Raw genomic sequence first — 21,069 nt, 5'->3', positions numbered from 1 at the left:
GCTATGTATGCTTGTTATAAGGGGTTTTGTAGACTTTAGGATACGTACGGAGAAGTGAAAATGGTACGCCCTACAGGGCTCGAACCTGTGACCTACGGCTTAGAAGGCCGTTGCTCTATCCAACTGAGCTAAGGGCGCATTAGACTGCTAAAAGGCAGTACAGCGGACTCGGATTATACGGGCCATCGAGGTCGAGTCAATGGCTTTCGCGCTTACTGCTTAATGCCTGAGCAGTTTTGCCAATTTTTATCATTAAAACACCGCCAGGCCCTCTGAAATTAAATAAATTTCAATACTTAGGCTTTACTCAGCGGTGATAACTTTAACCTCACCGCTGTCAGCGATTCTTGCTATGCCCCGTCAAACTCCAGCGGAATGCCGCCTTTAATAGCACGGTCATTTATAAACGGTGGACGGTTCCAATCAAATTACAGTGTGCTATTGAATGCGTTTGAAATCACTCTGGCTGAAGCATCGAATAATGCCTGCTCGCGACTTTCGAGAACAGGTTTAAGCACTTTTACAATGCCATTGCGGCCAATTATCGCCGGCTGACCAATGTAAACCTGCTGAGTCTCGTCCCACACGGCCACAGGGTAAACGCTTTGTGCATTAGACAAAACGGCGTCAACCAGTTGCGCGGTCGCCGTGGCGATACCAAAACTAGTCCAGCCTTTGCCCTGCAAAATCGCCCATCCGCCGCCACGAACTGAAGATTCTAGCGCCGTCCAATCTGGTTGTTCTTCTCCGGCAAGTTCGCTGACCGGGCATCCGCCGATATTCACCGTGCTCCAGGCAACAAACTGTGATTCGCCGTGCTCGCCCATCACGTAGCCGTTAACGCTTTTTGGGTCGACGTTAAAGAATTCTCCAATAACACGCTTCATGCGTGCAGTGTCCAATGAAGTGCCGGTGCCGAACACCTGTGCCTTGGGTAGCCCGCTGGTATGCTGCACAATCTGAGTTATTACGTCGCACGGATTGGTGATATTAATAATCACGCCGCCAAAACCACTGGCAATTAGTTTAGGAATTGCTTCACGCACGGCGGAGCAGGTCTCGGCCAACTCCTCAAGACGATCCTCTTTCAGCATGGTTTTGGGGCCAACGGCGATGACCACTACGTCAGCGTCAGCTAATACGCTGTAATCATTGGCGATCACTGTAGTTCGAGATGCAGTAAGGGATGCCATATCCTGCAGTTCCAGCGCCTGCGCAGCCGCTTTCTTTTCATCCTGATCAATTAATACCAGGACGTCGCACAGACCCTGTGTTACGAGTGAAAATGCCACGTCAGCGCCGACATGGCCCGTTCCAATGATACCCACCTTACTGGTCATGGCTGAGTTTCCTTTTAAATATGAGTTAAAAATAACAAAAGAGTGGTGACGTTTTATTCACTTATAAAACGCATAACTTGCGCGACTGTCACGGTTTTTTAGGGTTTAGTGTTAAAAATAGCGCCCATCTGGTTATTATCCGTTCATCTTATTGCGATTCTGCGCCTGACAGCGAGCGCAGGTTCTGACAAAATAGACGGATTCCCCCGCATTTATTAATTGATGGATTTTTCCCCAGATGGCAGCAAAGATTATTGACGGTAAAACGATTGCGCAGCAGGTCAGAAGCGAAGTCGCTGAAAAAGTTAAGCAACGCATCGCGCATGGCAAACGCGCTCCAGGATTGGCCGTTGTGCTGGTCGGTGAAAACCCGGCTTCACAAATTTATGTTGCCAGCAAACGCAAAGCCTGTGACGAGGTCGGCTTTCTTTCCCGTTCATACGATTTGCCTGCTACCACCACTGAAGGTGAGTTACTGGCACTTATCGATCAACTAAATAATGACGACGCAATCGATGGCATTCTGGTTCAGCTGCCTTTGCCTGCGGGTATCGATAATGTGAAGGTGCTGGAAAATATCCATCCCGATAAAGACGTCGATGGTTTCCACCCTTATAACGTGGGTCGCCTGTGCCAGCGTGCGCCGAAGCTGCGTCCTTGTACTCCTCGCGGCATTGTTACCTTGCTCGAACGTTATGATATCGACACTTTCGGCCTGAATGCCGTGGTCATTGGTGCGTCAAATATCGTGGGCCGCCCAATGAGCATGGAGCTTCTTCTGGCCGGTTGCACGACTACCGTGACTCACCGTTTCACCAAGAATCTGCGTCACCACGTCGAGAACGCTGATTTAGTGGTCGTTGCCGTGGGTAAACCAGGCTTTATTCCGGGCGAATGGATCAAACCGGGCGCTATCGTGATTGATGTCGGTATTAACCGTCTGGAAAGTGGTAAAGTAGTCGGCGATGTAGAATTTGAAGCCGCGTCTGAACGTGCTTCTTTCATTACGCCGGTTCCAGGTGGCGTTGGTCCTATGACTGTTGCTACACTTATTCAAAATACCTTGCAGGCTTGCGAGGAATATCACGACGTGAATACTCACTAAGACAGGATGGCATGGAAACTTTTTTTCTCGAATCTCACCCGCACGTAGAACTCTGCGACCTGCTCAAATTTATGGGCTGGTGTGAGAGCGGTGCAGCAGCTAAAGCGGTGATTGCCGAAGGTCAGGTTAAAGTCAACGGCAAGGTTGAAACCCGCAAACGTTGCAAAATCCTGGCTGACCAACAGGTCGAATTCGCCAGCAGCAAAATGGTGGTTAAAGCCTCCGCGTAATCAGGCCTGCCTGTAACGCAAAAAGAAAGCGACGGTTAAGCGATTAGCCGTCGCTTTTTTATTGGCAAAATATCAACTTAAAAGCTTATAGAGTTCAGAGCCGCAGGCCGCCATCACAAATAATAGTCTGTCCGGACGTATAAGTATTTTCGATCAGAAAACCCACAGCCTGCGCAATATCTTCGGCATTCCCTACCCTTCCTGCAGGAGTACTTTTGGCGTAATCACTGAAAACTGCCGCTTTATCCTCTGTTGAAAGAAAATCCCACCAGGGTGTATCAATTACTCCCGGCGAAACACCGTTGACTCGCAAAGGTTGAAGTTCCGAGGCTAGAACAGGAACCAGCGCGGCAACAGCGGCGTTGGCGGCCGCGATACCTGCCGTACCGGGCATTGCCGCATGAGCAGTTACTGCTGAAAGAAAAGTGATACTGCCATCTTTACGGAGATAAGGAAGCGCGGCCTGAGCACAGGCAAAATGCGCGTAAAATTTTTCCTCGACCCCGGCCTTCACATCGCTCAGCGCAACTGATGCAAACGCCCCCGCGCCCTTGGTGCTACCCAATGCCACAACCAGATGGTCAAAACTCTCTATACGACTAAACGCCTGCTGTAAATCCTGCTCGCGCGTGGCGTCGATAATCAGCGTATTCATTTCTCCAGACAGCGTGTCTGCTGCTTTTTGCAAGCGATCGCTGCTACGCCCGGCTATTGTCACTCTATGGCCTCTGTCGAGAAGTAACTTTGCCGTTGCCAAGCCAATACCTGAAGATCCACCCATGATGACCGTGTGTTGCTGTGACATAAAATTACTCCTTTAAGGGAAAATAACTCTTCAATAGCGCCTATTTTTCAAACGCTGAATAAGAGTGTAATCACATCACACACGGCAAACAGTTCTGGTATTATCCTGGTATCAGTACTGCTACGGTGAGCCATTATGCTGGATCAAAACACGGTCGAAATAGAGTTGAGGCTGAGAGAGTTTGGACAATTCCTGCGGTCACGACGTGAAAAACTGGCCCCGAAAGACGTTGGCCTTCCGGCAGGTTTTCGACGCCGCACGCCAGGGCTACGTCGCGAGGAAGTTGCCTTACTCGCCGGTATTGGCGGCACTTGGTATACGTGGCTGGAACAGGGCCGCGATGTGCGCCCTTCCGTTGAAGTGCTTGATGCAATTGCTGTGGCTCTGAAACTTAACCCAGCGGAAAAACGACATCTATTCACTCTCGCCGCTATACCCGTTCAGGAGCAAAGGTATGAAGGTGCCGAACAAGTTCCTGATTCTATTACCAGAATGCTCAATGGCATGGAAAATCAGCCGGCCTACGTCTTAGGCCGACGCTGGGACGTTCTTGCCTGGAATAGCGCAGCAGCAGAGGTGTTTGGCGATTTTAGTCAGCTCGAAGGTGACCAGCGCAATCTCATATATATGATGTTCGCCTCCCAGTCTCATCAAAAGCTTTTTGTCGACTGGGATCAGCTGGCACCCGTATCGCTGGCAATGTTTAGGGCCGATTGCGCTTTTTATGCAGGAAATAAGGACTTTGAACGACTGATTGGGCTGCTGAAAGCAGAGAGCGAGGTGTTTACATCTTGGTGGACGCAGCATGACGTTACCCATCAGCCGTCGACTATCAAACGAATTCAACATCCCGAGTTAGGGCTGTTGGTTTTCGAATACATGAGCCTAAGCGTAGATGGATGCCCCGGGATGCGGCTGATTGTCTGCACACCCCGGGAAAAATCTACAGGTTTATAAATTTGTAGATTTAATTCCCGGCAAGTAGCAGGGCAGCCAGGCCGGATAATGTTAAGTCCCCGATAGCTTAGCAAACTAAGTCACCGAGGCTTATCGCGTACCAGCCAGACTGTGGTTTGAAAGAAACGATTTATTTATTTGCGACGCCAGGTGGTGCCTGAAGCGCCATCTTCCAAAACAATACCCATTTCATTCAAACGATCGCGCGCCTGATCCGCCAACGCCCAGTCTTTGCTGGCACGAGCATCTTTACGCTGTTTAATCAGCGTTTCAATTTCGGCAACTTCGTCGTTATCGTCAGCCTGCGCACCAGATTGCAGGAACTGCTCTGGATCCTGAGCCAGCAGGCCCAATATGCCCGCAAGACGGCGCAATTCGGCAGCAAGACCATTAGCAGCTTGCGGATTCTCACTCTTCAAGCGGTTGATATCGCGAGCCATATCGAACAGCACAGAATAGGCTTCTGGCGTATTGAAATCGTCGTCCATTGCCGAACGGAAACGAGCCTCAAACTCTTCACCGCCCGCAGGTTGCGCATTGGCATCGGTGCCGCGCAGCGCGGTATAAAGGCGTTCCATTGAAGTTCGCGCCAGCTTGAGGTTTTCTTCACTGTAGTTTAACTGGCTGCGATAATGGCCTGACATCAGGAAATAACGCACGCTTTCAGCGTCGTAATATTTCAGCACATCACGCACGGTGAAGAAATTATCCAAAGATTTAGACATCTTTTCGCGGTCGATCATCACCATACCCGAGTGCATCCAGGTGTTAACGTACGGGCCGTCATGGGCGCAGGTCGATTGTGCAATCTCGTTTTCATGATGCGGGAACATCAGATCTGAGCCGCCGCCGTGGATATCAAAATGTGACCCAAGCTGTTTGCAGTTCATTGCAGAACATTCGATGTGCCAGCCCGGACGCCCATTACCCCAAGGTGAATTCCAGCTTGGCTCGCCTTCTTTCGACATTTTCCACAAGACGAAATCCATCGGATTACGTTTCACATCGGCAACTTCAACACGCGCACCGGCCTGTAATTGGTCGAGATCCTGACGTGAGAGCAAACCATAATTAGGATCGCTTGCAACCGAGAACATCACATCACCATTAACGGCAACGTAGGCGTGATCGCGGTCGATCAGCTGCTGGACTATCTCGACAATCTCAGGAATATGGTGAGTTGCACGCGGCTCGAGATCTGGCCGTAAAATGCCAAGAGAGTCGAAATCAGCATGCATTTCGGCAATCATCCGATCGCTAAGATCGTTAAATCCTTCGCCATTTTCCGCTGCACGTTTAATGATTTTGTCATCGATATCGGTGATGTTACACACATAGTTCAGCGAATAACCCAAAAAACGCAAATAGCGCGCCACGACGTCGAAAGAAACAAAAGTACGCCCGTGTCCAATGTGACAAAGGTCATAAACAGTAATCCCACACACGTACATACCGATTTTTCCGGCATGAATTGGTTTAAATTCCTCTTTTTGGCGACTCAGGGTATTAAAAATCTTCAGCATCGAGCTATTCCAATTGTGTTGTGGGTAAATTACTAAAACGGCAGAAATATACCGATAATAGCAGTCATAATATAACGAAAAAGATTCTATCGAAACGGCATAAGCCAATTCGGCGTAATATTGCTCGCATAATTACCGTTATAATATAACATTTTGACGATATTTAGGACTATCAGTTGCTCTGAAAGTGATGCTTCCAATGCAGAAGCTGACGGCTACTTTTGAGTTATGGTATAAGAAAAGGCTATAGTACTGCCTCTTAATGAGTAAACACTAACAATAGCAGGATGATTATTATGGTCACTTTTCACACCAATCACGGCGACATCGTTATCAACACTTTTGCTGACAAAGCGCCAGTAACCGTTGAAAACTTCCTGAACTACTGCCGTAAAGGGTTCTACGACAACACTATTTTCCACCGTGTGATTAACGGTTTCATGGTGCAGGGCGGCGGTTTTGAGCCTGGCATGAACCAGAAAAACACTGATGCTCCTATCAAAAACGAAGCGAACAATGGTCTGAAAAATACCAAAGGCACGCTGGCAATGGCTCGTACCAACGATCCACATTCTGCAACTGCTCAGTTCTTCATCAACGTAACTGACAATGATTTCCTGAACTTCAGCCGTGAGAACGCTCAGGGTTGGGGCTACTGCGTATTCGCAGAAGTAACCGGCGGTCTGGACGTAGTAGAAAAAATTAAAGCAGTAAAAACTGGCCGCAGCGGCATGCACCAGGACGTACCAGTAGAAGACGTGATCATTAAAAGCGTTACCGTTAGCGAATAACGCGCTCAGGAATGACAACGCTTTTAATCGCAGATATCCATCTTTGCGAACAGGAACCGGCAATTACTGCCGGTTTTCTGCGTTTTTTACGCGAAGATGCACCTAAAGCCGATGCTGTTTATATTCTTGGCGATCTGTTTGAAGCCTGGATTGGCGATGACGATCCACAACCGCTGCATGCAAAAATATCCAGCGCACTCAATGCATTGCATCAACAGGGAGTTCCCTGCTTTTTTATCCACGGTAACCGTGATTTTTTACTGGGCCGCCGTTTTGCTCGCGAAAGCCTGATGACTTTGCTGCCTGAAAGCAAAGTGCTCGAACTTTACGGACGCAAAGTGCTGATTTTACACGGCGATACGTTATGCACTGACGATGTGGGCTATCAAAAGTTTCGAAAAAAAGTCCATAACCCGCTGATTCAGAAAATCTTTTTGCTGCTACCGCTCAAGTGGCGTCTGGCGATTGCCGCCAAAATGCGTGCCGGAAGTAAGGCATCCAATAGTCATAAAGACTTGAACATCATGGATGTGAATCAAAAAGCCGTTGTGCAGGAAATGCAAAACCACGGCGTTGAATGGCTAATACACGGCCACACCCATCGACCGGCAATCCATGAAGTTCCGCTGGGCGAAACCCTCGGTTATCGCGCGGTGCTTGGGGCATGGCACGAAGAAGGTTCAATGGTAAAAGTTACCTCAGATGGCGTCGAACTGATCACTTTCCCGCTTTAAACCGGAACTCCGCTGTGAAAACGGAACTGCTCGTCCGGCGTCAGGATCAGTTCCGCCTCTACCCTTCCTAACTCTTCCACGCGATCGCTGATGTCTTCACCGGCGTACTGCGACGCCAGTGAAAGATAATCCTCAAAATGACGCGCTTCGGAACGCAGCAGTGAAATGTAGAAACGTGACAGCGTTTTGTCGAGATACGGCGCTATCTTTGCAAAGCGTTCACACGACCGAGCTTCAATGTAAGCGCCAATAATTAGTCTATCGACCAGCAAATTTAGCTCATTACCGTGACGTGAATGCTTGAGCATCCCGTTGGCATAGCGCGAAGGCGTAAGCACCTCATAAGTGATATTTCTCTTTTGCATGATCTCTACCACCTGCTCAAAATGATGCAACTCCTCGCGAGCCAATCTTGCCGCGCAAAACAGCAATTCGGTGCGATCGAGATAGCGCGTCATCAAGCTCATGGCCGATGCAGCGGCTTTCTTCTCACAGTTGGCATGGTCGATCAGCATAATATCCTGATTAACCAAGGCTACGTCGACCCAGCGTCCTGGGGTCTCACAGTGTAGAAAGTCATTGATAGGGGCCAGCAAATCCTGATTCATGGCGTAGTTTCCGAGTAAAGTCTGTGAAATTCGTTATCCTTTGATTATACAAAGTCATCGCAGGATTCTCACCTGATTACAGCGACGCAACCGTTTTCCTAGCGGTTTTGCCGTGCTATTATTTGCGCCCTCTCTGTCAGGTAAACTTATTTATTCGAACCGCCACCTGACAACGCTTGCATAATCACAGGAGCTTTACAGGCATGACATCCAACGTTACCCCGGCAAAAATCGCTATCGTCATGGGGTCTAAAAGTGACTGGGCTACCATGCAGTTCGCTGCAGACGTCCTCACAACGCTGAATATCCCTTTTCATGTCGAAGTTGTCTCCGCTCACCGCACGCCGGACAAACTGTTCAGCTTTGCAGAGCAGGCGTCTGAAAATGGCCTGGACGTAATTATCGCCGGTGCCGGTGGCGCTGCGCACCTGCCGGGTATGATTGCGGCAAAAACGCTGGTTCCTGTGCTGGGCGTTCCAGTACAAAGCGCGGCTCTCAGCGGCGTGGACAGTCTTTATTCTATCGTTCAGATGCCACGCGGGATCCCGGTCGGTACGCTGGCGATTGGTAAAGCGGGTGCCGCCAACGCCGCCCTGCTGGCTGCTCAAATCCTTGCGCTGCACGACACACGCATCGCTCAGGCTCTGGCAACCTGGCGCAAAGAGCAAACTGATGAAGTGCTGAATAACCCCGATCCGCGGGAGGAAGCATGAAGCCGGTCTGCGTACTCGGAAATGGCCAGCTTGGCCGCATGCTGCGTCAGGCCGGTGAGCCACTGGGTATCGCCGTATATCCAATAGGCATCGATGCCGAACCTGAAGCTGTGCCGTTTCAAAATAGTGTAATCACTGCAGAAATCGAACGCTGGCCGGAAACCGCGTTAACCCGCGAGCTAGCTCTTCATACTGGCTTTGTTAACCGCGATATTTTCCCGCGTCTGGCCGATCGCTTAACGCAAAAGCAGCTGCTTGACCAATTGGGTCTGGCGACTGCGCCATGGCAACTGCTGGCTGATTCCTCTGAATGGGCAGATATTTACTCTGAACTGGGCGAACTGGCGATCGTCAAACGTCGCGTAGGCGGCTATGACGGACGCGGTCAATGGCGTTTCCGTCAGGGTGAAGAGGCGACTTTGCCTGAAGATTGCTACGGCGAATGCATCGTCGAGCAGGGCATCAATTTCTCTGGCGAAGTTTCGCTGGTCGGTGCTCGTGGTCATGACGGCAAGACAGTATTTTATCCGTTGACTCATAACCTGCATCAGGAAGGGATCCTGCGTACCAGCGTAGCATTACCGACCCCTGACTCGGCCCAGCAAAAGCAGGCGGAATCGATGCTGTCGGCAATCATGAACGAGCTTGGTTACGTCGGCGTGATGGCGATGGAATGCTTTATTGTTCCAGAAGGTCTGCTGATAAACGAACTGGCGCCGCGTGTTCATAACAGCGGACACTGGACGCAGAACGGCGCATCCATCAGCCAGTTTGAACTGCACCTGCGTGCCATTCTCAATCTACCGCTACCAAAGCCGGTAGTCAGCACGCCTTCGGTGATGGTCAACCTGATTGGCACCGATGTGAATCTCGAGTGGTTGAACCAGCCGCTGGTTAATCTGCATTGGTACGAAAAAGAAGTACGTCCGGGTCGTAAAGTCGGACACCTCAATCTCAACGATGCTAACCCACTGCTGTTGAAGGATAATCTTCAGGCGCTGGTGCCATTGCTACCAGCCGAATATGCCAGCGGAATTGCCTGGGCCTTAAATAAGCTTTAATCGCCAGCTAAAACAAATTTAATCCCCAATAGATTTCGAGCTGCAGGAAGGCGGCAACTAAGCAAATCCTCGGGAGCTTACATAAGTAAGTGACCGGGGTGAGCGAAGGAAGCCAACGCATCTGCAGCTTGAAAGATAAAGGGGATCCCGGGAGCTTACATAAGTAAGTGACCGGGGTGAGCGAAGGCAGCCAACGCATCTGCAGCTTGAAAGATAAAGGGGATTACCCCTGATAGCTGCGAAACAGCGCCTTCCCTCTTAGCAGCCTTATCCCTAACCAGCCGCCACACAGCGACAACAGCACCGCGCTGGTAATCGGCACCGACCACCAAAGCACCATATTAGGCTGCCACGGGAAGTCGAAAACTTTACGTTGCAACAGCCAGAGAGCGGCTTCGGCACCTACCGCAGCGGCAATTCCCGCCACCAGCCCAAGCACCGCAAACTCACACCAGAGAGTACTGCGCAGCAGTTTTTTACTGGCACCCAGCGTGCGATAAACTACCAGCTCCTGTCGACGCTGATGCATACCAACCTGAATTTGCGCCAACAGCAGCAGTCCGCCACACAGGATAACCAGAATCACCATAACCTCCAGCGCACGGCTAACCTGCTGCAATACATCGCCAATTTGACGCAGAATCGAGCCAATATCCAACAGGCTCAGCGTTGGGAACTGACGATTCAATTCAACCAGCATTTGACCGTTTTCCTGATAATGGAAACTGGTCAGCCAACTCTGTGGCTGCGCGTCCAGTGCGCCCGGCGGGAAGATAAAGTAAAAGTTTGGCCGCAGACTGTCCCAGTCAACTTTACGAATGCTGGAGATTTTGGCAGTGAAATCCTGCGTATCGCCAGTAAAGGTTACCGTATCGCCCAGCTTTATCCCAAGGCGATCGGCAATCCCTGAATCAATTGAAACCTCACCCGCCTTTGGCGGCCCGCTGCCTTCAAGAATCTGGTTGTGGGCTGGCAACCCTTGCATCCAGGTCAGGTTGAGTTCCCTATCTAAAGCCTCGCGACCTGAATCGCCCGGTTTAATTAAATCGGTGGCTTCATGCTGATTGATTTTGGTCAGCCTGACGCGAACTATGGGGTAAAAGGTATCCGGCTCGACCTTGTGCTGGCGCAGGAAGTCAGTGACCTGTGGCACCTGCTCTTTAGTGATATTCAACAGGAAATAGTTCGGGCTGTCTGGCGGCAATTGCTGCTGCCACTGACTAAGCAAATCACCGCGCAGCACCAACAGTAAAGCCAGCAACATAAATGACATTGAAAACGCGGCCAGCTGGCTCAGTGTGACCCACGGCTGACGCAGCAGGCGATTGATTGCCAGCCGCAGCCCCAGATGACTCACAGTCAGGCGACGCAGTATTAGCAGGCTTAGCCAGCCAATGCCGCCCAACAACAGAGAAAGCACGATTATACCGGCAAGCAGCGCCCACAGCAGTGAACTATTGCCGACCAAAGCCACCAGCAGGCCAATCACTATCAGAGCGATTACCGGCAGAAAATAGCGTAACGGCCAGACATTGGCGACCACGTCCTGACGCAGTACTCGCAGCGGCAAGGTGGCCACCAACTGGCGATAAGGCCGCAATCCGACCAGCAGCGAAATGACCACCAACGCGCCCATCGACCATACCCAGGGCCATACTCCGGCTGCGGGTAATTTACCCGGCAGCACCGGTGCCAGCATTTTGATTAGCAACGCCTCAAAACCTAAACCGATGATGCTACCCACTACTGCTGCAAGCACCAGCACTGCAAGCCACTGACCGATAATTAGTTTTTGCAGCGCCCTGCGCCCTGCGCCCAGCGTTTTTAACACCGCCACCAAATCGTAGCGGCTGCGGCAATAATGGCTCATTGACACCGCTACAGCCGCAATCGACAACATCAGAGTGAGCAGTGCAGAAAGAGTCAGAAACTGCTGTGAACGTTGCAGCGAACGGCTAAGTGCGCCATCAGACTCTTCCATACCGTACCAGCGCTGGTCGGGGCGGAGCAGCCCTTTTACCGCCGCGCCATAGGTCGCAATATTCTGCGCCGACCCGGCAAACATGTAGCGATAGGTTAAACGACTACCTGGCTGAATCGCGCCGGTTTTCGGTACGTCAGCAAGATTCATGATGATGCGCGGCGCGGTCTGGAACGGGTTAAAGCCCGAATCAGGCTCCTGATTAATAACGGCCGTGATGCGCAGCGTGGTATCACCCACGTCGAGATTATCGCCGACTTTAAGATTGAGCAGGGCCAATAGCCGTGGCGCGACCAGCACGGTTCCGGGTGCCGGTTTCACATTCGCCGGTTGCGTATCCAGCTTGCCGTAAAGCGGATAGGCCAAATCCGTTGCTTTGACATCGGCCAGCTGCGGCGTATTTCCGGCAAAGGTCATCGTCATAAACGACAGCTGACGACTCACTTTCAGCCCCTGCTGGCGAGCATCCTGTATCCAGGCTTCAGTAATTGGGCGAGCAGACTGCAGCACTCGATCACCGGCTATAAAATCGCGGCTTTGCTCGCTCAAACCTTTATCCATACGATCGCTGATGCTGCCGAGCGCAAGCACACAAGCCACGGCCAGCGTCAGTGAAAGCCACACTATCAGCAGTGACGGCGAACGCCACTCACGCCAGAACCAACGCCAAATCATGCATCCTCCCACAATTTTCCGTCTCGCAATCGCAGGCGTCTCTGACAGCGCGCGGCAAGTTGCTCATCATGGGTGACCAAAATCAGCGTGGTGTGATTATCGCGATTAAACGAGAACAGTAGATCGGCGATGCGCTCTCCGGTCTGGCGATCGAGATTGCCCGTCGGCTCATCGGCGAAAAGCAGTTTAGGTTTGCCGATGAAGGCGCGGGCCAGGGCAACACGCTGCTGCTCACCACCAGAAAGCTGGGCCGGCAAATGATGTAACCGCTCCCCAAGTCCTAACTGTTTAAGCAATTGAACTGCCTGTTCACGACTGCTGGCATCGGTTTCACCGCGCAGCAAAGCGGGAAGCTGAACATTTTCCAAGGCGTTCAGCGTGGGGACCAGCATAAATGACTGAAAAACGAAGCCGACGTTTTTGGCTCTAAGCGCCGCACGCTTTTCTTCATTGAGTGCTGATAAAGGCTTGCCGAGCAGCGTGACTTCGCCGCTACTGCCATCGTCAAGACCGGCAAGAATACCTAATAACGTTGACTTTCCCGAACCCGACTCGCCGATCAGCGCAATAGTCTGAGCAGGTTTGACAACCAGCTCAACACCGGACAGGATGGATAGCTCATGTTCCCCTTGACCGACGTGTTTACTAAGATGATGAACTTCAAGTACGTTTTCCGCTGGCATCTTCCCTTCCTTCTGTTGATGGGAATATTAAGTTTTCGCGCCGTTGCTGCTGATACGCTGCTGATTGTAGGCGACAGTTTGAGTGCGGTTTACCGTTTACCGGCAAACACTTCGTGGCCTACGCTACTGAATAATCAGTGGAAAAAGCGTAGCGGCCTGCCTGATATTGTCAACGCAAGTATCAGCGGTGACACCTCTGCACAAGGCCTGGCTCGCCTGCCTGCCCTCTTGCAACAGCATCATCCGCGCTGGGTGTTGGTTGAGCTGGGAGCTAACGACGGTCTGCGCGGTTTTGCTCCGCAAACCATTAGCCAGACGCTGAGCCAAATCATCACCTTGGTTAAACAGGCACATGCTCAGCCGCTGCTGATGCAAATCCGCCTGCCGCCAAACTACGGTAAACGCTATAACGACGCGTTTTATGCGATTTATCCGACACTGGCAAAGCAGGCCGATATTCCGTTGGTGCCATTCTTTATGGAACAAGTGGCGATTAAACCCGAATGGATGCAAGACGATGGGCTTCATCCAAATCAAGCGGCGCAAAACTTTATTGCTAACTGGATGTCCGGCAAACTCGCTCCTTTGGTTGCTCCATCATTGAGTAAACCATAATCTTTAAATATTAGGGGCCTTCAACAGGTAAAGTTATGCAAAAAGCTGTTTTGATTACCGGTTGTTCCAGTGGAATCGGGCTGGTGGCGGCACAGGATCTCCAAAATCGGGGTTATCGCGTGCTTGCCGCCTGTCGTAAGGCCGCTGATTTAGAACACCTTCAACAACTCGGTTTCGAGACCATAGAACTCGATCTGGATGATAAAACCTCTGTTGCCCGAGCAGCAGCAAAGGTTATCGAGTTAACAGGCAACCGGCTTTACGGATTGTTCAATAATGCCGGATATGGCGTTTATGGGCCGTTACACACCACCAGTCGCGAGCAGTTTGAACAGCAATTTTCAACTAATCTGTTCGGCACTCATCAGCTGACACAGCTTCTCCTGCCTGCCATGCTGGCCCATGCCGAAGGGCGTATCATCTTGACGAGTTCCATTTTGGGGCTTATCACCATGCCCAATCGTGGCATTTATGGTGCCAGTAAATATGCGCTGGAAGCCTGGTCCGACGCGCTGCGCATGGAGTTGCACGGTACTGGTATCAAGGTCAGCATCATTGAGCCCGGCCCGCTTAGCAGCAAATTTGCCGACAACGTGAAGCAGACGCAGTCCGATAAGCCGATATTCAACTCGGCCATGACGGAAAGATTTACACTGACTTCTGAGGCAGTTTTACCAAAATTGCGCCATGCTTTGGAAAGTCCACGTCCCAAATTGCGCTATCCCGTTACGTTCATCGCGCACGTCGTGTCCGTGCTAAAACGCCTACTGCCAGGCCGCCTGATAGATATTCTGGTGCGCGGTAATAGTTGAAACTGATTTAAAACGCCCCCATTTAGAATTAAACGGAACGGACGAGAGAGAAAAGAATTCATGCTTGCACAACCTTTATCGATTGAAATTAACGAATCCAATTTGCATCAGACCCTGGACCAGTCCATGACGGTGCCAGTGATGTTTTATTTCTGGTCAGAACGCAGTCAGCACTGCCTGACCCTAGGCCCAATCCTTGATAAACTGGCGGCCGAATACGCCGGTCAGTTCGTGCTCGCTAAAGTTGACTGTGATGTGCAGCAGGCGATTGCCAGCCAGTTTGGCCTGCGCTCAATTCCGGCGGTGTATTTATTCCAGGAAGGCCAGCCGGTTGACGGTTTCCAAGGTCCGCAGCCGGAAGAAGTGATCCGCGAACTTCTGAGTAAAGTGCTGCCAAAAGAAGAAGAAATCAAAGCCACTCAGGCTGCCGAACTGATGCAAGAGGGTAAGGTTATCGAAGCATTGCCGCTGCTGAAAGACGCCTGGCAAATCAGTAATCAGCGCAGTGATATCGGCCTGATGCTGGCAGAAGCGCAAATTCTGCTTAACCGCAGTGAAGATGCCGAAGCCGTGCTGGCAACAATTCCTCTGCAAGATCGTGATACCCGTTATCAGGGGCTGATAGCTCAGATCGAGCTGCTAAAACAGGCCGCTGATACCCCTGAAATTCAGCAATTGCAGCAGCAGATTGAGCAAGACCCGCAAAATGTTGATCTGGCAGTCCAACTCTCTTTGCAGCTGCATCAGGTTGGTCGCAATGAAGAAGCCCTCGAGTTGCTGCTAGGTCACCTGAAAAAAGACTTGGCTGCAGGCAATGGTTCTGCTCGCAAAACATTGATGGATATCCTTGCTGCATTGGGTACCGGAGATGCGCTGGCTGCTAAATACCGCCGACAGCTTTACTCTTTGCTTTATTAACCTTTTGCTTTATTAGACTTTTATTTATTAATTAATTAATGGCTTAACTGATTATTTAGTTTAAAAAAAGGCTTCGTTAAATCCTCTGCGATGCCTGCCTGCAAGCTGAACGGCACTCTCTGCGGAGAAAGGTTTTACACCTGATCCCCCTTTGGCGCACGCGGTATTTAACTCTCTTGAGTACCGCGTGTGTTTTCTGCGAGACGTCTCGCGAAACAGTCTCTCCCATCTGCATTATGCTTTTTACTCATCACTCTCCGACTCTAAATATGCGATGATTTAACTGTTGCTATAGCTTGTACGCACAGGGAACGTTTTATCCGACATTTCGGTACATCTCATTACAGGAGTTTTTAGCCATGCTGACTTTTATACCCGTTGTGGTGGTTCTGGCGCTGATTATTGTCTTTGCCGGGGTCAAGATTGTCCCTCAGGGTTTTCAGTGGACGGTTGAACGTTTTGGTCGTTATACCAAGACGCTGATGCCCGGTCTTAATTTGGTTGTGCCGTTCATGGACCGCGTAGGTAGAAAAATCAATATGATGGAACAGGTTTTAGACATTCCATCTCAGGAAATTATCTCCCGCGACAATGCCAACGTGGCCATCGATGCTGTGTGTTTTATTCAGGTTATCGACCCTGCGCGGGCTGCGTATGAGGTGAGCAACCTTGAGCAGGCCATCGTCAATCTCACCATGACTAACTTCCGTACCGTACTGGGTTCAATGGAGTTAGACGAAATGCTTTCGCAGCGTGACAACATCAATGCCCGACTCCTGCATATTGTTGATGCAGCAACCAGCCCGTGGGGGATAAAAATCACTCGAATTGAAATCCGCGACGTGCGCCCACCGGCCGAGCTGGTATCAGCCATGAATGCGCAGATGAAAGCCGAGCGAACCAAGCGCGCCGATATTCTCGAGGCTGAAGGCGTACGCCAGTCTGCCATCCTGCGTGCCGAAGGCGAAAAGCAGTCTCAAATATTGAAAGCAGAAGGGGAGCGTCAGTCAGCATTTTTGCAGGCAGAAGCGCGCGAACGTAGCGCCGAAGCAGAGGCAAAGGCTACGCAGATGGTTTCAGCCGCCATCGCTGCTGGAGATGTGCGGGCGATCAACTACTTTGTGGCGCAGAAATATACTGAAGCATTGACGAAAATTGGTTCTGCCAACAACAGTAAAGTGATCATGATGCCGCTCGATGCCACCAGTCTGATGGGCTCAATTGGCGGTATTGCCGAATTACTTAAAGAAACCAAAGGCGGAAAATAATGCTGCAGCAGTTGATGGCAAGTCCACATCTGTTTTGGCTGTCACTTGGTGGCGTGCTTCTGGCTGCCGAATTACTCGGTGCCAGCGGTTACTTGCTGTGGAGCGGCGTGGCGGCGGCGCTGGTTGGCCTTCTGGTCTGGGTTTTGCCTCTGCCTTGGGAATGGCAAGGCATTGCCTTCGCGGTGCTCACTATTGTTGCCGCCTTACTGTGGGCGAATTGGCTTAAGCGCAAACCAGATAACTCGACTACAAATGAAAGCCTGAATCAGCGCGGCAGGCAAATGGTGGGCCTTCATGGTCATTTGCTTGAGCAGCCAGAAAACGGCTATAGCCGAATAAGTATTGGTGATAGCACCTGGCGAGTCAGTTGTGCCGATAATTTGAATATCGGTGAGGAAGTCGCTGTAACAGGCGTTGAGGGAAATACGTTGCGGGTTGTAGGTTTGAATGCTCCTTCAAGTATTAATTAAATCTTTTAAAATCATTGCATCTAAACTCTTAATTATTTGACACATTGGCTTCCGACCCTTTATAAAGTCCGCGAAAACAGCTCTGTATAGAAAAGTTAAACGGATTTTATAATAGGAAAAAAGTCATGCCTGTTTCGTACATTAATAAAAACATGTCCTCTGAAATATTTAACGCCAAAAAAGAACAAAAATACAATCCTGCAAACATTGAATATCCTGCGTTAAAATTCAGAACAGATCCCTGGGCACAGGCAATGCTATTACTTTATACTCAAGGTGCAATGGGTTTAGATTTCGCAAGCAATCATAGAGCAATAAGAAATAACATTAAACCCCCGTCTTCAAATACGTTTAATTTACATAACACTCTGACACCTCTAACGAAAAATGAAACTAATGACATAGTTGGATCAACGCATATAGTTGGAGCAACGCATATAGTTGGAGTAACGCATAATTTAGCAGGCATTATTCAGGAAACGCACGAAGGTTTACTGCAGCATGTTGATCGTACCATCACATCCTTCGGAAAGTCAGTGAGAAGTGTAGTAGCACATAGTACGGGACCGGCTGCATTATTTAACGGAGCCGAGGCAAAGCCCATACTGTCGATGAGTTTTTTTGAGTTACCACATCACCTACTTCCAGCCAGAAAATCTAAAAAGGGTAAAAGTAGAATAAATACAGCTTTACCATCTTCAGAAGTTACGAGATCCTCTGTTGCCGCTCCCCTTCCCACTCAAAATACAACGTCTATCATTAATGATCTTTTTAATTCAGAAAATAATAAAACCAACATTGATCTAGTAGCTAATAAGGCCATCAATATGGCCGTAAGTGAATTCTCTAAATCCTTATCTGCCTTGGATCACCCTGTTCTTCATCTTGGAACATGGATAAATGATCGAATTAAAAGAATTGTTATAGAGGAAGGTGGAGACCACAATTCTATTAACAGCAATTTGGCAATAAAAACTCGACTGCCTGCGAGGAGAATTGATACCTCGATGAATATATCTAAAAGAGTTAAAAGTCATACATTAATTGAAATACTAACTAAAGAGTACCGGCGTGGAACTTATGAAGGCATTAACTTAGAGTTTGAGTGGCCAGAGGATATTTCCCCAGCAATGGCAGAGAAATTCAAAAACACGGATATACAAAAAGAATATTTTGAAGAACTCAATAATCACCTAAAACAACCAGAAATAAAAGAATACCTGATAAAATATTTCGATATCGCGTGGAAGGCCAGAGTTTATAATCATATAAGAACAAATAAGCCGATATTTTATTCAAAAGAAATCTCTTATCTTGAGAATTATTTAGAAAATAAAATAAAACCTCGTGCTGTTTATTGGCAAAACAAGGCCGTTGGAAATTTATTTTTAATCCCAACATCGGAAAAAATAATCACCACCTCTTACGATCAACAAATAGAAACAAAGGGATTACTCTTTTCTACGACTGACCAGCGTGTTTATAATATTGTAGCTAATGGAAATGCTGTTTCTTTTTTAATTAGAGAAGACTTTGACTCATTTTTAGCCAGTCATTTATCTTTAGAAGATCAAGAAAATTATCAACCAATGGGCTCATTATTAGAAAAGGTTAAAGTAAATAGAAAGTTAGTGGTTGAAGCAGGCGACACAGTCAGAAATACTCCGAGACTAACGTTTGGTGCTTCTGAAAGACTCAGTGAATTACATTATAATAAATTTATTGAAAATCTTCAGTCCGACATGGATTATTTGGCCTTATCTGACTCGGAAATTTATTGGAACTCAATATTTGAAACCATGGACTCGATTGGCACCTCAATTGCTATCGCCTCAATTCCATTATCGTTGGGTGGCTCATCTCATTTTGCCGTCGCTAAACTTAGTCATGTGATAACCAGTTTGGCTATTACCTCTGTCAGTACCATCATTCCTAAATTAATTCAGTCTGCTACAGCCGATCGTCCACAAAAAGTACAAGAATTTCTAGTTGATGCTCTTCTTGCCTTGAGCAGTGAGGGAATTGGTTGGGCGTTAAGCAAGGTACTAAAGTCATTACCTCAGATAAAAATATCGGATGATATGATCCCCCCTGAAGTTAAAAAAAGAATTAGCAAAGGAATCAATGAAATTTTAGGGAAGAAGAAACCAACAGTTAATAAACTAGATATAGGTGTTGATATAGACCTACCCTTTATCGATAATTATGCTTCTAAACGATTGCCTCATGATACTACTCTACTCTTTGAGAAAATCGCAGCCAAAAGGAGAATATCCGAAAGGTTACTAGTAAAACGGGCTAGCAAGCTTAAAAAAGACAAAAATCAAAATTTCGCATTAATTAGCAATTCAGAAATAATTAACCAATGGTTTCCCAATTCATTTTATAATATCGGCAGTAATCTATGGGGAAAGACAGCTTTAAGTCAATGGATAACCAATTGTTCAACGAATGATGGCAACTCTTCCCAAACACTTTTATCCAAATTAGAAACTGACGGTAACTTGCTGATAGATAGCAATTTAGAGTTTATAGGCACTGACCTTCGCGGGCTGATTATCAATGGCACTTCAATCACAATAACTCAGTTTAGTGCTCCGAAAGTCAATCATTCTCAAGAAACATTAACCAGCGCAAATATTAGCTATATTTATCAAGCATTCATGCAAGCCGAAAATGATGCTTTATGGAGCCCGGAATTAGAGACTGCCCGCAATCAAGAACTTGAGGCCATCAGTGATGGGCATCATCCTTTAATTAATAAAAACGATTTAGCACCTGATATTGAATTAACGCCCCTTATTAGCGAGTCAAATGGATTAATTAGCCGATTTAACCAGGGAATAGTAGGCTCTGAAAGACTAAATAAAGACGAAATCCACATCCCATTGATAATAATCATGGATAGAAATCACCAAAACCTTCCAAACGCACGATCAAATATAATTTCACCCGAAGAGATAAAAAGCATAATCGTTCCTGAAGATGTTCTACCTGACGTTGTTTCCCTTATCCAAAAAAACACTCACTACCCTATTCCCTTCAGCTATTTCCAGTTACCCGAAAATAGCGACACACTCACCTTGCGACAGGTGGAACAGGAATTTAGTAGTGAGCAAGAATCTTCAGAAACAGAATTATGGATTTTACAAATCTAGCAATCGAATTGCACCTTAATAAAATTCATGTCATCAAGGGCTTTGGCATCGTTAAAAATCATGGATTAACAACTGCAAGAATGCTAGCCCCCCCATAAATTCAACAATTTGGATAAAAAAACATGTGAAATTTTCATTTAATAGACCTTAAGCAGCGAAATTAGCATTACTTTTTGCAGCATCCACTCAAATTATCAATGATTGGGCAAAAGGCTCCCTCATCACCAGGGCAAGAGTCTGCAAGCGCCAGTAATCTCTGGCGCATATCTGTTAGTTCTTCGATGTGTCTTCCAATTTCAGCCGCTTTTTCTAGCGTTCGCGCTTTTACATCGGCACTGTGTCGCTGCGGATTATTGAATAGCGCGACCAATTCCTGGCACTCCTCAAGGTTGAAGCCGACCTGGCGAGCCTGACGCAGTAAAGTAAGTTCTTCAATTTGCTTAGGTGCATAGCTGCGGTAGCCATTTTCACTGCGCATGGGGGCTGTCACCAAGCCTTTTTCCTCATAAAAACGAATCGCTTTACTGGTTAAACCGGTTTTTTTTGCCGCATCGCTAATGTTCATTTTTGCTCCTTGACCTTCCCCTTGCTGGAAGGTTTATTCTATATCACGAGTAGAAAT

Annotated in this window: 20 protein-coding genes and 1 tRNA gene; 13 read left to right on the top strand and 8 right to left on the bottom strand. The window is 48.4% G+C overall.

Features of this window, described 5'->3' with window-relative positions:
* Positions 1-61 precede the first annotated feature (61 nt).
* Positions 62-138, bottom strand: a tRNA-Arg gene (locus tag SPM24T3_RS19205).
* 290 nt (positions 139-428) lie between these two features.
* On the bottom strand, positions 429-1,340 hold the full coding sequence (locus tag SPM24T3_RS19200) for an L-lactate dehydrogenase (RefSeq protein ID WP_009638472.1): 912 nt from the start codon (positions 1,338-1,340) through the stop codon (positions 429-431).
* A gap of 238 nt (positions 1,341-1,578) precedes the next feature.
* Here SPM24T3_RS19200 and folD point away from each other — a divergent pair, with 238 nt between their 5' ends.
* The gene (folD, locus tag SPM24T3_RS19195; RefSeq protein WP_009638471.1) at positions 1,579-2,445 is read left to right on the top strand and encodes a bifunctional methylenetetrahydrofolate dehydrogenase/methenyltetrahydrofolate cyclohydrolase FolD; all 867 of its coding nucleotides are present in this window, start codon (positions 1,579-1,581) and stop codon (positions 2,443-2,445) included.
* A gap of 11 nt (positions 2,446-2,456) precedes the next feature.
* Entirely contained in the window at positions 2,457-2,675 is a 219-nt protein-coding gene (gene ybcJ, locus SPM24T3_RS19190; protein WP_009638470.1) for a ribosome-associated protein YbcJ, read from the top strand.
* A 94-nt stretch (positions 2,676-2,769) separates the two neighbouring features.
* Here the strand turns inward: ybcJ and SPM24T3_RS19185 are convergent, their stop codons facing one another.
* A complete protein-coding gene (locus SPM24T3_RS19185) occupies positions 2,770-3,480 on the bottom strand; it encodes an SDR family oxidoreductase (RefSeq protein ID WP_009638469.1) in 711 nt (236 codons plus the stop codon).
* Positions 3,481-3,615: 135 nt separating this feature from the next.
* On the opposite strand from SPM24T3_RS19185, the gene SPM24T3_RS19180 reads away from it, so the two are divergent.
* Positions 3,616-4,437, top strand: coding sequence for a helix-turn-helix transcriptional regulator (locus tag SPM24T3_RS19180; protein ID WP_009638468.1), 822 nt, complete (start codon positions 3,616-3,618; stop codon positions 4,435-4,437).
* Between the two features lie 134 nt (positions 4,438-4,571).
* Here the strand turns inward: SPM24T3_RS19180 and cysS are convergent, their stop codons facing one another.
* Entirely contained in the window at positions 4,572-5,960 is a 1,389-nt protein-coding gene (gene cysS, locus SPM24T3_RS19175) for a cysteine--tRNA ligase (protein ID WP_009638467.1), read from the bottom strand.
* Between the two features lie 296 nt (positions 5,961-6,256).
* On the opposite strand from cysS, the gene ppiB reads away from it, so the two are divergent.
* Both ppiB and lpxH read left to right on the top strand, forming a co-directional pair.
* Positions 6,257-6,751, top strand: coding sequence for a peptidylprolyl isomerase B (ppiB, locus tag SPM24T3_RS19170; protein ID WP_009638466.1), 495 nt, complete (start codon positions 6,257-6,259; stop codon positions 6,749-6,751).
* 11 nt (positions 6,752-6,762) lie between these two features.
* Entirely contained in the window at positions 6,763-7,485 is a 723-nt protein-coding gene (gene lpxH / locus SPM24T3_RS19165; RefSeq protein ID WP_009638465.1) for a UDP-2,3-diacylglucosamine diphosphatase, read from the top strand.
* Here lpxH and SPM24T3_RS19160 read toward each other — a convergent pair.
* Positions 7,482-8,093, bottom strand: a complete 612-nt coding sequence (locus SPM24T3_RS19160) for a tRNA-(ms[2]io[6]A)-hydroxylase (protein WP_009638464.1) — start codon at positions 8,091-8,093, stop codon at positions 7,482-7,484. The two genes, lpxH and SPM24T3_RS19160, sit on opposite strands and share 4 nt — an antisense overlap.
* A gap of 203 nt (positions 8,094-8,296) precedes the next feature.
* On the opposite strand from SPM24T3_RS19160, the gene purE reads away from it, so the two are divergent.
* Together purE and purK are read left to right on the top strand one after the other, a co-directional pair.
* Positions 8,297-8,806 carry a 5-(carboxyamino)imidazole ribonucleotide mutase gene (purE, locus tag SPM24T3_RS19155; protein ID WP_009638463.1) on the top strand — a complete coding sequence of 170 codons (510 nt, stop codon included), beginning with the start codon at positions 8,297-8,299 and terminating at the stop codon, positions 8,804-8,806.
* Complete coding sequence (gene purK, locus SPM24T3_RS19150; RefSeq protein ID WP_009638462.1) at positions 8,803-9,867, top strand: 5-(carboxyamino)imidazole ribonucleotide synthase; 1,065 nt, start codon at positions 8,803-8,805, stop codon at positions 9,865-9,867. The genes purE and purK overlap by 4 nt, the downstream gene beginning before the upstream one ends.
* A 223-nt stretch (positions 9,868-10,090) precedes the next feature.
* Here the strand turns inward: purK and ybbP are convergent, their stop codons facing one another.
* A complete protein-coding gene (ybbP, locus tag SPM24T3_RS19145; RefSeq protein WP_009638461.1) occupies positions 10,091-12,523 on the bottom strand; it encodes a putative ABC transporter permease subunit YbbP in 2,433 nt (810 codons plus the stop codon).
* Positions 12,520-13,206: a putative ABC transporter ATP-binding protein YbbA gene (gene ybbA / locus SPM24T3_RS19140; protein ID WP_009638460.1), complete on the bottom strand. Its 687-nt coding sequence runs from the start codon at positions 13,204-13,206 to the stop codon at positions 12,520-12,522. The genes ybbP and ybbA overlap by 4 nt, the downstream gene beginning before the upstream one ends.
* Between ybbA and tesA the strand changes: the two genes are divergently transcribed.
* The 6 genes from tesA to SPM24T3_RS19110 all read left to right on the top strand — a co-directional run bounded on the left by tesA (position 13,177) and on the right by SPM24T3_RS19110 (position 20,447).
* Entirely contained in the window at positions 13,177-13,821 is a 645-nt protein-coding gene (gene tesA, locus SPM24T3_RS19135; RefSeq protein WP_237713121.1) for a multifunctional acyl-CoA thioesterase I/protease I/lysophospholipase L1, read from the top strand. The two genes, ybbA and tesA, sit on opposite strands and share 30 nt — an antisense overlap.
* Before the next feature lie 35 nt (positions 13,822-13,856).
* The gene (locus tag SPM24T3_RS19130; RefSeq protein WP_009638458.1) at positions 13,857-14,633 is read left to right on the top strand and encodes an SDR family oxidoreductase; all 777 of its coding nucleotides are present in this window, start codon (positions 13,857-13,859) and stop codon (positions 14,631-14,633) included.
* Between the two features lie 60 nt (positions 14,634-14,693).
* Positions 14,694-15,551: a co-chaperone YbbN gene (locus SPM24T3_RS19125; RefSeq protein WP_009638457.1), complete on the top strand. Its 858-nt coding sequence runs from the start codon at positions 14,694-14,696 to the stop codon at positions 15,549-15,551.
* A 359-nt stretch (positions 15,552-15,910) separates the two neighbouring features.
* Positions 15,911-16,819: an SPFH domain-containing protein gene (locus SPM24T3_RS19120; protein WP_009638456.1), complete on the top strand. Its 909-nt coding sequence runs from the start codon at positions 15,911-15,913 to the stop codon at positions 16,817-16,819.
* Complete coding sequence (locus SPM24T3_RS19115; protein ID WP_009638455.1) at positions 16,819-17,289, top strand: NfeD family protein; 471 nt, start codon at positions 16,819-16,821, stop codon at positions 17,287-17,289. The genes SPM24T3_RS19120 and SPM24T3_RS19115 overlap by 1 nt, the downstream gene beginning before the upstream one ends.
* A gap of 125 nt (positions 17,290-17,414) precedes the next feature.
* The gene (locus SPM24T3_RS19110; RefSeq protein ID WP_009638453.1) at positions 17,415-20,447 is read left to right on the top strand and encodes a hypothetical protein; all 3,033 of its coding nucleotides are present in this window, start codon (positions 17,415-17,417) and stop codon (positions 20,445-20,447) included.
* 166 nt (positions 20,448-20,613) lie between these two features.
* On the opposite strand, the gene cueR is transcribed toward SPM24T3_RS19110, so the two are convergent.
* Positions 20,614-21,012 (bottom strand): Cu(I)-responsive transcriptional regulator, encoded by a 399-nt coding sequence (gene cueR / locus SPM24T3_RS19105; RefSeq protein ID WP_009638451.1) that lies wholly within the window; start codon positions 21,010-21,012, stop codon positions 20,614-20,616.
* Positions 21,013-21,069 lie beyond the last annotated feature (57 nt).

The organism is Serratia sp. M24T3 (assembly GCF_000257645.1).
GTDB lineage: Bacteria > Pseudomonadota > Gammaproteobacteria > Enterobacterales > Enterobacteriaceae > Rouxiella.
The sequence above is the reverse complement of the archived record's forward strand: the minus strand, read 5'-3'. Positions and strand labels throughout refer to the sequence as shown.

Excerpts from the sequence above, each read along its gene's own strand:
- SPM24T3_RS19200 (WP_009638472.1), bottom strand. The coding sequence starts at position 1,340 with ATGACCAGTAAGGTGGGTATCATTGGAACGGGCCATGTCGGCGCTGAC.
- folD (WP_009638471.1), top strand. The coding sequence starts at position 1,579 with ATGGCAGCAAAGATTATTGACGGTAAAACGATTGCGCAGCAGGTCAGA.
- ybcJ (WP_009638470.1), top strand. The coding sequence starts at position 2,457 with ATGGAAACTTTTTTTCTCGAATCTCACCCGCACGTAGAACTCTGCGAC.
- SPM24T3_RS19185 (WP_009638469.1), bottom strand. The coding sequence starts at position 3,480 with ATGTCACAGCAACACACGGTCATCATGGGTGGATCTTCAGGTATTGGC.
- SPM24T3_RS19180 (WP_009638468.1), top strand. The coding sequence starts at position 3,616 with ATGCTGGATCAAAACACGGTCGAAATAGAGTTGAGGCTGAGAGAGTTT.
- cysS (WP_009638467.1), bottom strand. The coding sequence starts at position 5,960 with ATGCTGAAGATTTTTAATACCCTGAGTCGCCAAAAAGAGGAATTTAAA.
- ppiB (WP_009638466.1), top strand. The coding sequence starts at position 6,257 with ATGGTCACTTTTCACACCAATCACGGCGACATCGTTATCAACACTTTT.
- lpxH (WP_009638465.1), top strand. The coding sequence starts at position 6,763 with ATGACAACGCTTTTAATCGCAGATATCCATCTTTGCGAACAGGAACCG.
- SPM24T3_RS19160 (WP_009638464.1), bottom strand. The coding sequence starts at position 8,093 with ATGAATCAGGATTTGCTGGCCCCTATCAATGACTTTCTACACTGTGAG.
- purE (WP_009638463.1), top strand. The coding sequence starts at position 8,297 with ATGACATCCAACGTTACCCCGGCAAAAATCGCTATCGTCATGGGGTCT.
- purK (WP_009638462.1), top strand. The coding sequence starts at position 8,803 with ATGAAGCCGGTCTGCGTACTCGGAAATGGCCAGCTTGGCCGCATGCTG.
- ybbP (WP_009638461.1), bottom strand. The coding sequence starts at position 12,523 with ATGATTTGGCGTTGGTTCTGGCGTGAGTGGCGTTCGCCGTCACTGCTG.
- tesA (WP_237713121.1), top strand. The coding sequence starts at position 13,177 with ATGAACTTCAAGTACGTTTTCCGCTGGCATCTTCCCTTCCTTCTGTTG.
- ybbA (WP_009638460.1), bottom strand. The coding sequence starts at position 13,206 with ATGCCAGCGGAAAACGTACTTGAAGTTCATCATCTTAGTAAACACGTC.
- SPM24T3_RS19130 (WP_009638458.1), top strand. The coding sequence starts at position 13,857 with ATGCAAAAAGCTGTTTTGATTACCGGTTGTTCCAGTGGAATCGGGCTG.
- SPM24T3_RS19125 (WP_009638457.1), top strand. The coding sequence starts at position 14,694 with ATGCTTGCACAACCTTTATCGATTGAAATTAACGAATCCAATTTGCAT.
- SPM24T3_RS19120 (WP_009638456.1), top strand. The coding sequence starts at position 15,911 with ATGCTGACTTTTATACCCGTTGTGGTGGTTCTGGCGCTGATTATTGTC.
- SPM24T3_RS19115 (WP_009638455.1), top strand. The coding sequence starts at position 16,819 with ATGCTGCAGCAGTTGATGGCAAGTCCACATCTGTTTTGGCTGTCACTT.
- SPM24T3_RS19110 (WP_009638453.1), top strand. The coding sequence starts at position 17,415 with ATGCCTGTTTCGTACATTAATAAAAACATGTCCTCTGAAATATTTAAC.
- cueR (WP_009638451.1), bottom strand. The coding sequence starts at position 21,012 with ATGAACATTAGCGATGCGGCAAAAAAAACCGGTTTAACCAGTAAAGCG.